This is a genomic window from Enterovibrio makurazakiensis (assembly GCF_050336585.1).
GTDB lineage: Bacteria > Pseudomonadota > Gammaproteobacteria > Enterobacterales > Vibrionaceae > Enterovibrio > Enterovibrio gelatinilyticus.
In genome coordinates, this window is record NZ_JAKJSE010000023.1 from 25,263 (window position 1) to 41,629 (window position 16,367).

The 16,367-nt window shown below is 47.3% G+C and carries 14 protein-coding genes; 7 read left to right on the plus strand and 7 right to left on the minus strand.

The features are described from left to right. Nucleotides 1-112: 112 nt before the first annotated feature. On the plus strand, nt 113-2,749 hold the full coding sequence (locus tag L4D06_RS17685; protein ID WP_274166830.1) for a calcium-binding protein: 2,637 nt from the start codon (nt 113-115) through the stop codon (nt 2,747-2,749). A gap of 94 nt (nt 2,750-2,843) precedes the next feature. On the opposite strand, the gene L4D06_RS17690 is transcribed toward L4D06_RS17685, so the two are convergent. Then, nucleotides 2,844-3,425: a GNAT family N-acetyltransferase gene (locus L4D06_RS17690; protein ID WP_429740620.1), complete on the minus strand. Its 582-nt coding sequence runs from the start codon at nt 3,423-3,425 to the stop codon at nt 2,844-2,846. Between the two features lie 76 nt (nt 3,426-3,501). Further along, nucleotides 3,502-4,677 carry a phytanoyl-CoA dioxygenase family protein gene (locus tag L4D06_RS17695; protein WP_429740573.1) on the minus strand — a complete coding sequence of 392 codons (1,176 nt, stop codon included), beginning with the start codon at nt 4,675-4,677 and terminating at the stop codon, nt 3,502-3,504. 163 nt (nt 4,678-4,840) lie between these two features. On the opposite strand from L4D06_RS17695, the gene iolB reads away from it, so the two are divergent. The 3 genes from iolB to L4D06_RS17710 all read left to right on the plus strand — a co-directional run bounded on the left by iolB (nt 4,841) and on the right by L4D06_RS17710 (nt 7,496). Continuing rightward, complete coding sequence (iolB, locus tag L4D06_RS17700) at nt 4,841-5,671, plus strand: 5-deoxy-glucuronate isomerase (protein ID WP_274166828.1); 831 nt, start codon at nt 4,841-4,843, stop codon at nt 5,669-5,671. 92 nt (nt 5,672-5,763) lie between these two features. After that, nucleotides 5,764-6,750 carry an inositol 2-dehydrogenase gene (gene iolG, locus L4D06_RS17705; protein ID WP_429740574.1) on the plus strand — a complete coding sequence of 329 codons (987 nt, stop codon included), beginning with the start codon at nt 5,764-5,766 and terminating at the stop codon, nt 6,748-6,750. 179 nt (nt 6,751-6,929) lie between these two features. Further along, on the plus strand, nt 6,930-7,496 hold the full coding sequence (locus L4D06_RS17710; protein WP_429740575.1) for a DNA-3-methyladenine glycosylase I: 567 nt from the start codon (nt 6,930-6,932) through the stop codon (nt 7,494-7,496). Nucleotides 7,497-7,573: 77 nt separating this feature from the next. Here L4D06_RS17710 and L4D06_RS17715 read toward each other — a convergent pair whose 3' ends face one another. From L4D06_RS17715 to L4D06_RS17730, 4 genes are all read right to left on the minus strand, one after another. After that, a complete protein-coding gene (locus tag L4D06_RS17715; RefSeq protein ID WP_274166825.1) occupies nt 7,574-8,485 on the minus strand; it encodes a DMT family transporter in 912 nt (303 codons plus the stop codon). A 446-nt stretch (nt 8,486-8,931) separates the two neighbouring features. Then, nucleotides 8,932-9,408, minus strand: a complete 477-nt coding sequence (locus L4D06_RS17720) for a DM13 domain-containing protein (protein WP_429740576.1) — start codon at nt 9,406-9,408, stop codon at nt 8,932-8,934. Between the two features lie 133 nt (nt 9,409-9,541). Next, on the minus strand, nt 9,542-10,582 hold the full coding sequence (locus L4D06_RS17725) for an NADP-dependent oxidoreductase (RefSeq protein WP_429740577.1): 1,041 nt from the start codon (nt 10,580-10,582) through the stop codon (nt 9,542-9,544). Between the two features lie 131 nt (nt 10,583-10,713). After that, complete coding sequence (locus L4D06_RS17730) at nt 10,714-11,325, minus strand: TetR/AcrR family transcriptional regulator (protein WP_429740578.1); 612 nt, start codon at nt 11,323-11,325, stop codon at nt 10,714-10,716. Between the two features lie 186 nt (nt 11,326-11,511). Between L4D06_RS17730 and L4D06_RS17735 the strand changes: the two genes are divergently transcribed. The 3 genes from L4D06_RS17735 to L4D06_RS17745 all read left to right on the plus strand — a co-directional run bounded on the left by L4D06_RS17735 (nt 11,512) and on the right by L4D06_RS17745 (nt 15,175). After that, nucleotides 11,512-13,449, plus strand: coding sequence for a bifunctional 5-dehydro-2-deoxygluconokinase/5-dehydro-2-deoxyphosphogluconate aldolase (locus L4D06_RS17735; RefSeq protein WP_429740579.1), 1,938 nt, complete (start codon nt 11,512-11,514; stop codon nt 13,447-13,449). A 10-nt stretch (nt 13,450-13,459) separates the two neighbouring features. After that, nucleotides 13,460-13,588, plus strand: a complete 129-nt coding sequence (locus L4D06_RS17740) for a hypothetical protein (RefSeq protein ID WP_429740580.1) — start codon at nt 13,460-13,462, stop codon at nt 13,586-13,588. Nucleotides 13,589-13,663: 75 nt separating this feature from the next. Further along, nucleotides 13,664-15,175 (plus strand): CoA-acylating methylmalonate-semialdehyde dehydrogenase, encoded by a 1,512-nt coding sequence (locus L4D06_RS17745; RefSeq protein ID WP_429740581.1) that lies wholly within the window; start codon nt 13,664-13,666, stop codon nt 15,173-15,175. Nucleotides 15,176-15,314: 139 nt separating this feature from the next. Here the strand turns inward: L4D06_RS17745 and L4D06_RS17750 are convergent, their stop codons facing one another. Beyond that, nucleotides 15,315-16,340 (minus strand): SDR family oxidoreductase, encoded by a 1,026-nt coding sequence (locus L4D06_RS17750; protein WP_274166818.1) that lies wholly within the window; start codon nt 16,338-16,340, stop codon nt 15,315-15,317. Nucleotides 16,341-16,367: the final 27 nt, after the last annotated feature.

Below are 16,367 nucleotides of genomic sequence, written 5' to 3' on the forward strand. Positions count from 1 at the left end.
TGTTAGTTATCTCGAATATAAGCGTATTTTTGTCAATGTCATTGACGCGATGTATTTCATAACGTAACGCCATTCAAGTATGCACTTAAAACGGATGATGAGGGCAAAGGCAATGGCAGATATAAACGGTACATCGAACGCAGATACCTTATACGGCGACATCGGTAACGGTGACAGTGCACAAAAAACCGGTGCAGTGTTTGTCATGGGTACGGACTTCACGATGGACAGTGGCAACTTCCACACTTGGTCATTTCCTCCTACGCTGAATTTTACGGGCTCTACATCTACCGTTACCTATAACGACGACGATGGTCAGTTGAATGGCGATGATCGTTGGAATGAATTTTCAGATGACAAATCACAAACTGTCGACATCGACGGTCAAGAATATTCAGCTAACGTTGATTACAGCCTCAAATACTGCGACAGCGATGGCAACGTTTATACCTTTGCTGTGGTTGATGTTGATACCGATGGCAATGGCCACCATTACTGCAACATCGGCGAAAACGGCAAGATTCTCATTCAAATAGATGGCCCTGAAATTACCGGTGACACTGATCTTTCTCTGGTTCCAAACTCCTACAGCAATGTAAGCAGCCTCAACTACGCAGACATCACAGAACCTGAAGTTGTCGACCCAGAAGATCTGAACGATACCATTACTGGTGGTGATGGCGACGATACAATCTATGGTCTAAAAGGTGATGACCATATCTCCGGTGAAAACGGTAACGACACGCTGTTCGGCGGTGATGGTGATGACACTATTTATGGCAACACAGCGACACCAAACTTTAATGACGACCCCACAGTTACTGTGTTTCAGATGGGTGAAGATTTTGAAATGCCTTCAGGTGGTAACTTCCACACTTGGTCTTTCCCTAACGATCTGTCGTTTGACGGTGGTAAAACCGAAGTCACCTTCCAAGATGATGATGGTGTCCTAAACGGTGATAACTACTGTAATGAATACTCGGATGACAAATCTCAAACTGTCACCATCAACGGCAACACCTATTCCGTTAACTTGGATTACACGCTTAAGTACTGCGATACCGACGGTAACGTTTATACCTTCGCAATCCTTGATGTTGATCTAGATGGCAACGGACACCACTACAACAACTTGAATGAAAACGGCAACTTGTTGCTTCAGCTTGATGGTCCAGAAATCACTGACGCAACTGATTTGTCCTTGGTTCCGCACTCATACGCAAATATCAACGACGTAAATTATGCTGATATTGCAGAATCGAAGACTCAGAAATCTAACGACAACGATTATATTGATGGCGGTGCGGGTAACGACACCATTTATGGTCAGTGGGGCGATGATGAGATTTATGGTGGCGACGGTGATGATGTGATCTATGGTGGTAAAACCGCCACTGAAACCATCGAAACAGACCCTACAGCGAGCGTTTTCATCATGGGTGATGATTTCAGCATGCCATCAGGCGGAGAATTCCACACGTGGTGTTTCCCTAAAAAGCTCGCATTTGACGGCGGAAAAACTGAAGTCACGTTTCAGGATGATGATGGTGTTTTGAACGGCGACAATTACTGTAACGAGTTTTCTGACGACAAAACACAGACAGTGACGTTTAACGGGAACACGTATTCCGTAAACCTAGATTACACCTTGAAATACACTGATGGCACCAACGTATATAAGTTCGCAATTATTGATGTCGACTTAGATGGTAACAACCATCACTACTACAACCTCGGTGAGAACGGCAAGATTCTGTTGCAGATTGAAGGACCGGAGATCACGGCAGCGACAGATTTAACCTTGGTGGCGAACTCTTACGAAAACCTTCGTGAGCTGGATTATTCAGACTTTGCTGAAACCACCCAAGAGATCACTGTCAGCGACAATGACACCATCAGCGGTGGTGAAGGTAACGACAAAATCTACGGCGGTGACGGCGACGATTTGATCAACGGCGATGCTGGCGATGATAGCCTTTACGGCGGTAAAGGCGATGACACCATTTACGGTGGCGCCGGCAATGACGTTATCAACGGTAACCAAGGTGATGACATTATCTACGGTGGTGACGGTGATGATACGCTCATTGGCGCAAGCGGTGATGATTCACTCTACGGTGGTGCAGGTAACGACATTCTAAAAGCGGGTTATGATAACGACATCATCATGGATGGCGGCACGGGTCTTGACCTTTATCAAGGCAGTGAAGGCAATGACACTATGTTCTTCGACCAAGAAGACTTCTCTGATTTAGCTTTCTTGCAAGAGAACAAGACCATCTATATCGGTGACCGCGGTTTTGACAAACTCCTCGTTGACGGTGATGCGAACGTTGATTTGACGGGGGCATCTTACGGCGTGACGTCTGGGCCTAAGCCGATTGCACAAGTAGAAGCGGTTGTTGCAGGTGAAGGTGACCAAACGGTGACGGCGAATGCATTTGCTATCGCAGCTCAGTCTGATCAGTTCCAAACAGAGACGCTGACAGATCCAGGCGATTGGGATGGATTTGTGGCTTTCTTAGGCGAGGGTGATGACACCTTCAATTTGGAAGCTGGCGGCTGGACTTATGAAGCGTCTGCCGCGCCTACCGCTGAATTGTCGGCAGACATGATTGCCTTCATGAACTTAAGTGATGCCCAAGTAGGCGAATTGGAATCTTATGTATTCACTAAGTCTTCAGGTAGTTCGGTGACTATCTGGACGGATGCAGAGCATGTCTATCAAGATGGAAATGAAATTTTCTAAGCCATGGCTTAAATGAAGAAAATCTAAAGAAAAAACCCGCTAAGAGCGGGTTTTTTTCTGCCTACGGCTTAAGGTTTTTGATTGTTCGCGTTCGTTAGCGAGATAGGGCGCTGTATTGCGCTTTTGTCATACCGTAATGCAAGCGATCATCAAAGCCTGTTTGTGTTTTGTAGTAGGTAGCCTGACAGCCTTCTTCAACCAAACCGACTTTTACTAAGGTTTTGTAAGAACCTAGGTTAGAGCGATAGCAATCTGCCGTCACTTTATGCGCGCCAAATACATCGAATGCGATGGAGAGCAGGAATTCGCTTCCACTGCTTGCGAGTCCTTTGCCCCAAGCCTTCTCTGTAAATTGGAAACCAAGCTCATAGTTTCCTTTCAAGAACATCACTGCATGCAAACCTACCATGCCCATGAAGCGACCTTCGCTATCACGGATCACGCTGGTTGGGCTTTCAGGCCATTCGCCATGCCCGATTGCTTCAACCGTGCTTTCGATGATTGGTCCGAAATAGCTACGGTAAACGTCTTCTGGCGCTGGCGCAAAGTAGAGATATTCAGTGACTTTAGGCTCGCCTAGCATCTCGATAATATCGTCTAGGTCACTGCGCTGGATGAGTGCAATGGTGTAACCGTCGATCAGTGGAATGGCTTGGCCGCGTTTGAATGTATTGATGTTTGACACGTTGCTTGTCTTCTGTGATGGAAATTCGCGCACAGAATACGCCGATATTTCCACCACACAAGCGTTTTTATGCCTGCTGTTTGCTTTGAAGTTGGGTTAATGCCTCTTGGTATTGATCGAGGGTCCATTCATTGTCCAATGCGCGTGTTAATAGCGACGCCATTGATTCAGGCGCTAAGCCACCAATCGGCGGGTCGGTGTCTAAGTTAGTGGGGAACGAATAACCATCGGTAGCGGCAGTGATGATTGCATTCTTTTCATCATGGCTAAACGCGTTCTGTTTCCAGCCCTCAGATAATGAGGGGTAGATAATTTGACTAATGTGAGCGAGGTGAACGGTTTCCATTGGTTTGGCAAACGTCGAGGAAACTTGAAGTAAATTCGCCGAACGGTGGAAATCTTGGGTCTTGTTCGCGCCCGCTGCATGGAAAAGTGCGGGATTGAAAAACACCGCATCGCCCTTTTCCAGTGCTACTTGAACGTAATGGGCCTCAAAGTACTCTTGGAAGGTTTTGTCGTGATAAGCGATGTACCCAAGCGGGTAGTGCTGCGAGAACGGAAGCAGCTTCGTGGGGCCACTCTCTAGAGGCATATCGGTGTGTGCAACAGCGCCTTGAAGTGTCAACATTGCAGACATTTTCTGAATGTGCAAAGGATATCGTGCCGTTTCTTTGGGTTGCTGAAACCCTAGGTGATAGTCACGATGCGAAACCTGCGCGTCTCCACCTGGTCTAACAATGTTCACTTGCGCCGTGACTTGATAGTGAGGGCCAAGCCATGCTTCGGACACAATACTCAGCAATGGATTCTTGTAGTAATGAACAAAAGTTGGTGGCGCGGCTTCGGCGCTTTTCTGAAATACGTTCCAAATCCTGCCGTTGGCCTGTGGGCCTGTCTTACCAAAATGGTCGCCAGCACCAAATCCGTGTTCGGCAGCCAGAATGCTTTCAAAGACCCGACTCATTTCGTCAATGATGGTGTTATCGGCAAAGAATTTTTTCACAGCAAACACACCGGGACCATTAAGCAGAACATCGGCCATTTCGCTTTGAAAAGCACGAACGTCAGCGAGATCGCGTCGAATGTCATCCCCGTTATAGATCACCACATTTGATTGAATACCCGCTGCGAGTGGGTATCTATCAGCTTGGGTTGTTTGTTCACAACTGGTTTTAAAGGCGTTAAGTGATACATCCGATGTCCCAAAAAATGAAGTCGTCAGCGATCGGTCATTACTTTGCATTTCCCTGCTCCTTGCATCAACGAATGCTATTTAGTCTATTTCAATTATCTAACTAAATGAAACATAAATTTCATTTTGTTGAGATTTGAAAAAAATGTTCTATTATTGGCAGACACATGAAATAGTATCCATGTTGGAATAGTTACGATGACAAGGAGATGTTATGTCAGAACTGCTTTCGAAGCGGCAAGCCCCTAATCAGGATGGGCGGTATCAACACATTACGCCGGAGTCAGCGGGCTGGAAGTATGTCGGCTTTGATGCCTTTCAAGTACCCCAAGGTCAAACGCTCGCATTCAGCGCAAAATCAGACGAAGAGCTCTGTATCGTTTTAGTGGGTGGCAAAGCTAACGCTATCTTGGTGGAACAAGCCTTAGGGGAAATTGGTGATAGAGCAGGGCCTTTCGAACGGAAGAAACCGTTTTCTCTTTACGTTACCGCCGGCGATTCTGCGTCACTGACAGCAACGACTGATCTTGAACTCGCAGTGTGCCGCGCTCCAGGAAAAGGCACGTTTCCTTCTCGATTGATTGCACCTGAGCATGTTGACGCAGAAGCGAGAGGCGTAGGAAATAATCAGCGCTATGTACACAATATTCTGCCAGACAACAAAGAGGCTGACAGCTTGCTGGTGGTTGAAGTCTACACTGACGAAGGTTGCACCAGTTCGTATCCGAGCCACAAACATGATCGTAATGCACCGCCTGAAGAAACGCAGTTAGAAGAAACCTATTATCACAGACTCAATCCCTCTCAAGGCTTCTGTATACAACGAGTCTATACGGACGAGCGTGATCTGGACGAATGCATGGCGGTTTACGATGGCGATGTGGTGAAAGTGCCGCGAGGTTATCACCCTGTTGCGACCATGGCTGGTTATAACAGCTACTACCTGAATGTGATGGCAGGCCCTGTGCGCAAATGGTTGTTTAGCTGGGAAGCAGATCATGCTTGGATTAATTCATCAGAGTACGCCGAGAAACATGCGAATTGATCGTTATATGTTGTTGATAGCGTAAGTATATGTGGACGTAAGAGAGCGACTGTCGTCTCGATTGACGTTCAGCAAAAGCAAAAGGAGTGGCTATGTTTAATATCGCGTTATTTGGTTGTGGGCGTATTGGTAAGGTGCATGCTGTTAATATTGATGCGCATCCCCTGACGCAAATTCGTGCAGTAATTGACCCCTTCACGGAAGGGGCGGCTCAATTAGCAGAAAAATACCATGCAGACGTGATGACTACAGAAGAAGCATTGGCTGATCCTGATATTCACGCGGTTTGTATTTGTTCAGCGACGGACACCCATTCAAATTTGATTGAACTAGCAGCACAAGCTGGCAAAGCGATCTTTTGCGAAAAGCCCATTGATTTGAGCTTGGCGCGAGTGAATGAATGTTTATCGGTTGTCAGCGAATCAAACGCCAAGTTCCTGCTAGGTTTTAACCGTCGTTACGACCCGCAATTTCGTACCTTGAAAGATTTGTTTGAGAGTGGCGCGATTGGTAAGGCTGAAACCTTGGTGATAACGTCTCGTGACCCGTCACCACCACCTCCAGAATACGTCCGAGTCTCTGGGGGGATCTTCCGCGATATGTCGATTCATGATTTAGACATGGCGCGCTACATCATGGGAGAAGACCCTGTATCCGTTTCGGCGCATGGTTCATGCCTTGTTGACCCTGCCATTGCAGAAGAAGGTGATATCGACAGTGCGGTTATCGTGCTTCATTTCCCATCAGGGGCTATGGCTAACATTATCAATAGCCGACGTTCCGGTTATGGTTACGATCAGCGTATCGAGCTTCATGGAAGCAAGGGCATGCTGAAAGCAGGCAATGTTCGTGAACACTTGGTCGAGCATTGGGGAGAAGATGATTGCAGCAGTGCGAAACCTCAGTATTTCTTTTTAGAGCGTTATAAAGAGGCTTACATTGCGGAGTGGCAGCATTTTGTTGACGTGCTGGAAGGGAAGACAGAGCCAGAATGTACGGGTGTCGATGGAGAGCTGGCTCTCACATTGGCAGAGGCTGCACTGGAGTCTTTGGAAACGCATCAGACGGTTAATGTGTAGTTCACACATTTAACGTAATGATATTGAAAGAGGGCGTAATCTCAGCATTGCGCCCTTTTTTAGTTGTGGTCAAAATATGAGCATGGTTATATATACAGTGTTATTGACTTGGAACCTGAGACCTCAGGTTGATTGGGCCAATATTGGTCATCATGGCTTACGCTAATTAAGGATGAAATATGGAACGTTGTAGTTGGGCTAATACCAGTTCGCTCGATCAGGTTTACCACGATGAAGAATGGGGTGTGCCTGTGCATGACGATCGTGAGTTGTTCGAAATGCTGATCTTGGAAGGCGCTCAAGCTGGCCTGAGCTGGACAACGATCCTGAAAAAGCGAGAAGGATATCGAGAAGCTTTTGATAACTTTGATATTGAAACCGTGGCCGCTTATGACGAAAGCAAAATTGCTGAATTACTTTTAAATCCCGCGATAGTGAGAAACAAACTGAAAGTGAACGGCACTGTCACCAATGCCAAGCTGGTACTCGATGTACAAAAAGAATTCGGCAGTTTTGATGCCTATGTTTGGCAGTTTGTCAGCGGAAAGCCCATTGTGAACCATTGGGAAACCATGGCGGATGTACCTGCAACAACGCCAGAGTCAGATGCAATGAGCAAGGCAATGAAGAAACGCGGCTTCAAATTTGCCGGAAGTACAATTTGCTACGCGTACATGCAAGCCACGGGCATGGTCAATGACCACATGACATCGTGTTTTCGTTATGGCGTGGATGTTGGCAAGTAATCTCTAGAAGTCTCACCACCAACGCATAAAAACAGTGGGCTTTCAGCCCACTGTTTAGTTCTATGTCCCCTTAGACGTTATTTTTTCTTACTCATCCTAACCACTGCATACACCACCAAACACATCCCAATACCGTGCAAAATCGTAAACGTTTCGTCGAGCAAAGTGATGGCAAACAGCGCTGTGATGGCGGGGCCAATGTTGCTGGTTAAGCTGAGCACTGACGGTGTCAGTCTCGCCATGGCAGCGGCAACAAAGTAAGAGGGCAACACGGTACAGAAAATACCGATAGTAATACCCATCAAAACCAACTCGCTTGGCATAGATGAAAAATCAGCCCCTTTAAGTTGGTGTTGCATCATGATCACCACACCAGCACTGCCCATTCCCACACTGGTAAAGAGTTGCGGTCCAATCTGTCCAATGACTTTTTTACTGAGAACCAAATAGATGGCGAAGACCAATGCGGAAATGATTGCCATTAGGCTACCGACCCAGACTTGAGAGCCGAATGACTGCAAATCGTGGGCGACAATCAATGCAACGCCGATGTATCCGAGCAAGATGGATAGCAATGTGCCTTTAACGGGCTTTTCTTTGAGGAAAAACCAACTGATTGCGACCACGAACGAAGGGAAGAGAAAGATCAACAAGCGTTCAAGCTGAGCTGAAATAAATTCCAGCGCCAAAATGTCGAGCAGCGAGGCAAAGTAGTAGCCAAGAACACCAACCAGCGCAGCCTGCAAACCAAATTGACGCAGCTTGCTTCTTTGTTCGGGGAGGCGGCAAAGCCAGAGCAACATAACCAAGTAGAGAGGAAGTGATGAGACAGCACGGAGACTCATGATCGCAGTCGCGTCACCGCCAGCGGTGTAAGCGAGTTTGATGAGCACAGGTTTGATGGAAAATAGCACTGTGCCGATCAACGCATAAATGATGCCTTGACGATAATCTGAAGTGGAGGGTGTACTGACTGCCGCGTCGTTCATTGAAACTTCCTTGATGTTGTATTGAAAAATCAAGGCTGTGAGAACGAGTTCCGGCTGCGTTGCTCACAGCCGGGAACGAATCACTCTACCGACTGAAGGGCATAAGAAGCAGGAGCCAGAGTGATTGCGTAAAAGTGAACATGATTAATAACGTTCCTATTGGATGAATAACCAAACTAACGCAGATGTTCTTGATGTGCAACGACTCTTTATAGTGAATAGCTGTCAGCGTTGCGGTAAATATAGGGAGAGATTTGTTGGGTTGGCTCAAGAAAGGATCATAGTGATAGCCATTATTGACTATCACTATGAAAGGAAAAAGCTGTGCTAGGAATAGTACAAATGGCTGGATCTATGGTAGCGAGAGCGGATAACCACTGGGGCAAAGCTCTCCGCAAATAGGCAATACTCTTCGCAAATAGGTAATATTCTCGGCAAATAGGCAATTATTGGTAGCGTGCTGCCGTGATGAACTCCCCAAAGGATTCACACCAAACAATCACCGTGTTGTAACGCGTTGGGTCAATGTGAGCGGGAACTTTCACTAAAAAGTTATCGAAGGTTTTAACATCGCCCACTTTGGCCATTTTGGACTTGAGACGCTCAAAATCCACCTCGGTTTCAACGAATTCTGGCGACAAATAGAGTTTGTAGTCTGGTCCTGGTGCCAATTCGCCTTGAAATGAAATGGTTGTTGACCCAATTGCCACCGCACCTTCACCCCAGTGAAAGGTGTCGCTAGAGATGAGATCCTTACGAAATTCACCGTAAAAACTAGCACTCTCGGCTGACGTTGAGACTTCTTCTGTGCTTGGTCCTGAGGGCGCAATTAAGATGGGAAGTGCGTAAATACCCGCTGCAAAACCAACGCCAATGGCCAAACCATGGGAAAAAAGAAGTAAGAGGAGGTGATGAGGTTTCATTGTGATGGCTCCTGTTTGTGCATCCATACTAAACAGATTATTTCATTAACCATAACACGCTGATTTGTTAACCGTGAAATGAAAAGCTTGCCAGTGAAAACACCAACAAGCTTTTTATGTGAGTTCTTACAAATTAGAAAGAAACAGGGTCGGCGACTTTAATCACTAATTTGCCGAAGTTTTTACCTTCAAGCAGGCCCATAAACGCTTCTGGCGCGCTAGCAAGACCGTCAACAACCTGTTCTTTATATTGCATTTTCCCTTCGGTTAACCATTTGGTCATGTCTGCGGCAAACTCGTTATAGCGGTGTCCGTAGTCATCAAAAATGATAAAGCCTTGCATCTTGATACGCTTAATCAGGAGGGTTGCCATCAGCATTCCCATGCGGTCTGGGCCTTCTGGAAGCGCTGTCGCATTGTATTGGGAAATCATGCCACACACAGGAATACGTGCTCCGGTGTTAAGCAATGGAATGACAGCGTCAAATACTTTGCCGCCAACGTTTTCATAATATACGTCGATGCCCTTGTCGCATGCCACAGCCAGCTGTTGCGCGAAATCGTCGGCTTTGTGGTCGATACAAACATCAAACCCTAATGTTTCGACAGCATAACGACATTTCTCTTCACCACCTGCAATACCGATAACACGGCAGCCTTTCAGCTTGCCAATTTGACCAACTGTTGCGCCGACTGGGCCAGTAGCCGCGGCAACCACGATCGTGTCACCTTCCTTAGGTTGACCAATGTCTAGCAAGCCCATGTATGCGGTAAAGCCGGGCATACCCATGATGCCGAGCGCAAAAGACGGGTGTGAAGGATTCTTACCCAACTTGAGTAGGCCTTCACCGTCAGACACGGCGTAACCTTGCCAGCCAGTGTATGCCAATACCCATTCACCTTTTTCAAAGTCAGTGTGTTGAGAATTTTCTACCTGACAAACAGTTGCACCCACCATGACATCATCAATCTCGACTGGATCTGCGTAGGACTTGGCATCGCTCATGCGACCGCGCATGTAAGGGTCAAGCGAGAGGTAAATGGTGCGAAGCAGCACTTGACCTGCATTTAAGGCTGGAACCGCTGACGTCTCCAAACGGAAGTTATCGGTAACAGGTGCGCCGACAGGGCGAGAGGCAAGAACGATTTTCGTGTTTTCCATGGTTGAAGACATTGTTATTTCCTTAAATTAGACCAGTCGTCTAGTGTTTGGGTAAAAAAATCCGCCAACAAATTATGGCGGTATTTCCAATCACAGATAGGTTTATTCCCGAGTTAATCGGTAATGCATTGTCACGTGACAGATTAAAAAGCAACGTCACCTTTCAGTAAACGCGCAGTGGTATTCAATGCTTGCGATAAGCATTCAGTGTTTTGATTCAATTTGCTCATCAGGCCTGCGCCAATCCACATGTGATAGAGCTGTTCTGCAGCCTTTTGACTGTTGGCCACAGAAATTGAGCCATCGTCTACACCTTGCTGAATGCAATTTGCCAGCATATCAATAACGGTATTAGCACCATTGAGTAGTGATACGCGCATAGCATCAGAAAGATCGGAGACTTCGGCGCTGAGTTTTATCACTAAGCAGCGTTGGTTCGAGCACGGTTGGTTGGCGCTTTGGTTGTTACTGGCTTCTATCCATTTGCCCCAATAGGTCATCATCTTGTCGAATCCATTCAGGGACGGGTCACTGAATAAAACGTCAAGCCGAGAACGATAGCCAGCGAAATAGTCTTCAATCAGCGCTTCTCCAAATTTTTCTTTAGATTTGAAGTAGTGATAGAAGGAGCCTTTTGGCACACCAGCTTGAGCAAGCAGTTGCGACAGGCCAACATTAGAGAAGCCCTTTTCTGCAATTAACTGGTAGCCCACATCAAGGATGTGCTGACGAGTAGAGTGTGATTCTGTATTCATGAGCGCAACCTTACAAGAGATTAGACCAGTCGTCTAGTTTGAAATGAATGAAAAATGTGGACGGGCTTTAATGAAATGTTTGTTTCATGGGTTGCGCTGAATACGTTTCGCAATTACCATTAAATGAAATGAATGTTTCATTTTGTGTTTGTGGAGATAAAGCACACGATCGGATAGGAGCGAGACATGACAACGCAGGAAAGGACATTGGATGTTATTTGCCTAGGGCGGGTCGCCGTCGATCTTTATGGCGAGCAGGTGGGTGCAAGGTTGGAAGACATGCGTACATTTGCGAAATATCTAGGTGGTTCATCGGGTAATGTCGCACATGGAACGGCACGACAAGGGCTTAAATCTGGCATGTTGGCTCGTGTGGGTGATGAACACATGGGGCGTTTTGTGTGTGAAGAACTTGAGCGTGTGGGTGTTGATACGAGCCACATCATCACAGACAAAGAGCGCCTGACAGCGTTGGTTTTGCTCGGCATTAAAGACGAAGACACTTTTCCGCTGATTTTCTATCGTGACAATTGCGCAGACAAAGCCATTACGCCGGATGACATTAGCGAAGATTACATCGCCTCGGCGAAGTGTCTGGCAATCACGGGTACCCATTTATCTAACCCAAGCTCGCGAGAAGCGGTTATTACAGCGCTCAATTATGCGCGAAAGCATGGAGTGCGTACGGCGCTGGATGTGGATTTCCGCCCCGTGTTATGGGGGCTGACGTCGTTGGGTGACGGTGAAACACGCTTTATCGCCTCTGAAGATGTCACCAACCAGCTTCAAGAAGTGCTTGGTTTGTTCGACTTGATTGTGGGCACCGAAGAAGAGTTTCACATTGCTGGTGGATCTGAAGATTCCATTGAAGCACTGAAAGTCGTGCGTGGCCTTACCGACGCGACTTTAGTGTGCAAGCGTGGTCCTCTTGGATGCAGCGTTTTTACTGATGATATCGGTAACCATCTTGATGATGGGATTACAGTAAAAGGCGTACGCGTGGAAGTACTGAATGTGCTCGGCGCGGGTGATGCATTTATGTCTGGTTTACTTCGTGGCTATTTGAATGACGAGCCTTGGGAACAATGTTGCCGTTATGCCAATGCCTGTGGTGCTTTGGTTGTGTCTCGTCACGGTTGTTCGCCTGCCATGCCAACCAAAGAAGAACTCGATTATTATCTTCTTCATGAACATGAGATTCCACGTCCAGACAGAGACCATAGCCTCAATCACTTACATCGCGTGACAACCCGCGAAAAAGAGTGGCCAGAACTGTGTGTGTTAGCCTTTGATCATCGTTCTCAATTTGTTGAAATGGCGCAACAAGCAGGCATTGATATCGACCACATTCCCTATCTGAAAAAGCTTATTTGGCGCGCGGCGCAAGAAGTCGCTGAGAGTGCGGGCTTGCAAGGAAAAGCCGGCATATTGTGTGACTCTACTTTTGGAACGGAAGTTCTCAACGCAGCAACGGGATTTGGCGATTCGGTGGGAGAGCGTTATTGGGTGGGGAGACCGATTGAACTGCCGGGTTCTCGTCCTCTTCGCTTAGAGCATGGCAACATTGGCACTCAGCTCGCCAATTGGCCAAGAGAGCAAGTTGTGAAGTGTTTGATGTTCTATCACCCGGACGACCAACGTGAACTGCAATTGGAGCAAGAGCAAACCTTGCTTGAGGTTTACCAAGCATGTTGTGCCACCGGTAATGAACTGTTGGTGGAAGTCATATTGCCCCGTGACGGGGAGGCCGTAAGTGCTGATGTGGAGGATGAACTTTATCTTCGCGTTATGAAGCGACTTTATAACCTTGGGATCAAACCTGATTGGTGGAAGCTACCTCCGCTCACGGCAAATGGTTGGCAAGAAGTTGATGCCTTAATCCTTGATCGTGACACGCATTGTCGTGGGGTGGTGTTGTTAGGTCTTGATGCGCCAGCCGACGAGCTTAAAGCTGGTTTCTCAGCGTCTGCTAAAGCGAAAACGGTGAAAGGGTTTGCGGTAGGAAGAACCATATTTGGAGAACCAAGCCGTCAGTGGATGAGGGGTGAACTGGATAACGAGCACTTTGTTGATGCGGTTAAAGCGAACTACCTTGAGCTTATCGAAACATGGCGTCAACGCTAGGAAGGAATCTATGGCTATTGAGGCAATTGAGGCAGGGAAAGACTATTTTATCGCTGCTCTGCTGACGTATGCCACACTCGGTTATAGTAATTGGTCGGCATTTGCGCGCGACGCAGGGCTGGCCTATTTTGACTCATGAATTCAGATGTAATGCGGCCAGATTTTAAGTAATCAGGATCTACGTACCCAGAATTTAAGCATGGAGACCCAAGACATGGAAACCGTTCATAATTTTATTAATGGCGAGATAGTCGATAGCGCCACAGACCGTTTTGGCGCGATCTTTAACCCTGCAACGGGAGAGCAAACTCGCCAAGTTGTTTTGAGTAAAGCGCAAGAAGTGGAGCAAGCCATTGCTGCCGCTCAAGCGGCATTTCCTAAGTGGGCGAAAACGCCTGCTTTGCGCCGAGCTCGCGTCATGTTCAAGTTCAAAGCTTTGCTGGAAGCGAATCAAGATAAGCTTGCGCGTTTGATTAGTAACGAGCACGGCAAAGTATACTCAGACGCCGTGGGTGAGTTAACTCGCGGCCTAGAAGTGGTGGAGTTTGCGTGCGGCATTCCTCACCTGCAAAAAGGTGAAAGTTCAGCCAATGTTGGTTCCGGGGTAGATAGTCATTCGCTTATGCAGCCATTGGGTGTTTGTGCAGGGATTACACCGTTCAACTTCCCCGCTATGGTACCCATGTGGATGTTTCCCATTGCCCTTGCTACCGGTAACACTTTCATACTTAAGCCGTCAGAGAAAGACCCGTCATTGGGCTTGGTTTTGGCTGAATTGCTCAAAGAAGCGGGATTGCCCGACGGCGTGTTCAATGTGGTGAATGGTGACAAAGAAGCGGTGGATGTATTGCTTACAGATCCACGCGTTCAGGCCGTGAGTTTCGTCGGTTCCACACCTATTGCTGAATACATTTATTCCACTGCTTCGGCTCATGGAAAGCGTTGTCAGGCCCTTGGCGGTGCGAAAAATCACTGCATTTTGATGCCAGATGCTGACATGGATATGGCAAGTGGTGCGATTATGGGAGCGGGGTTCGGAGCAGCAGGGGAGCGTTGCATGGCATTGTCGGTTGTTGTCGCAGTGGGAGATGATACCGCGGATACTTTGATTGCGTCTCTGTCAGAAAGCATAGCCAAAATGCGTGTTGGCCCGGGCATTGTAGAAGGACCCGAAAACGACATGGGTCCTGTGATTTCCGCGCAGCACAAAGAGAAAATTATTGGTTATATCAATGCCGGCGAAGCGCAAGGTGCAACATTGGTGGTTGATGGACGAGAATGCCAAGTCGAGGGTCACGACAATGGTTTCTATGTAGGGCCAACCTTGTTTGATGATGTCACCCCTGACATGAGCATTTACCAAGAAGAGATTTTCGGCCCTGTTTTGTCGGTGGTTCGTGTACCGGACTATCAAACAGCGCTCGAACTCATCAATCAACATGAATATGGCAATGGTTCCGCCATCTTTACGCGTGACGGCGAAACCGCACGTCAGTTCAGTGAAGATGTGCTGGCGGGTATGGTTGGCGTGAATGTACCCATTCCAGTTCCTATGGCATTTCATAGCTTCGGCGGTTGGAAACGTTCCATCTTTGGCCCACTGAATGTTCACGGCAACGATGGCGTGCGCTTTTATACCCGCATGAAAACCGTGACCACACGCTGGCCTGCCAGTGTGCGTTTGGAAACCCACGCAAGCCACTTTACGATGCCGACCATGGGCTAATGCGCAGGTTGTGTATCAACGACCGTGTGTTGTAGAGCAAAAAGGCCGCATCTGCGGCCTTTTTGTTTCTAACCAGAAAAAGCAGTGACGCTAAGCGTCGAGTGAAGTTAAAGCTAAAGCTAAAGCTGGTTTGAACATGTTAACTTTCAGTGGCTTTAATGGACTTCGCTGTGTCTAGCACAGACTCTTTCATTGTTCGAGGCGTCCAGTTGAACAGAGTTCGGGTTTCAGTGTTATTTGAATGCAGATTCATCCCTAACATTCCAAGCATTCCTTTCGCTTCACGGTCAAAAATGGATGTAAGACGCAATAGAAAATCAGGGGCTTTTCTGGTGCTTGGTCCTTTGTAACCTTCATTTTTGAGGATCTTAGCGATCTCGATAAAGCTGTGCGGCTCTGCGGTGGCAGCAATAATGCGTTTTCCGTTTGCCTCGGTGTTGGTCAGTGCTTCAACGTGAAGTTTGGCGACATCGCGAACATCAACCATTGGAAAGGCGAAGTTCGGAACTAGGGGGATTTTACCTTGCAACATTTGCTTGAAAAGTGTCATGGTTTGACCCGTCATATTTTTGCCTAATGACGGACCAAATACCGCGCCAGGGTTAACAACCACCAGTTCCATTTCATTCTTATCAGATTGGCTTGCCATGAACTCCCAAGCTGCACGCTCAGCCAGAGTTTTACTTTTGGTATAAGTGTTGATGGCTTTTGATTGTGTGTCTGTCCAATCTTCAGGCCCAAATGTACCTGTTTTCATTGACCCCATCATTGATAAGATAGAACTCGTTAAAACCACACGCTTAACGCCCGCGTCTTTGCCTGCTTTTAACGCCCGAAGAGAGCCCTGAACCGCAGGAGCAATCATCTCATCTTCTGTTTTGGGGTTTGCAATCGTGAACGGAGAAGCGACGTGCATGATGAAATCACAGTCTTCTGCCGCTTGCGCCCAACCACTGTCTGAGGTCAGATCTAAACGGACAAAGCTCAAATGCGCAGTATTAACGGATGCGGCGTTAAGTGTCGCCAGAACTTCGTCTTCTTTCTCTTTGCTTCGAACAGAGCCTCTTACTTTATAACCCTGCTCCAGCATTTCTTTTGCACAATGAAGCCCGATAAAACCCGATACACCGGTTAATAAGACTAACCCACGCGTTTCTTCCGTCATGGTATACATCCTTGTTTGATTGTTTAA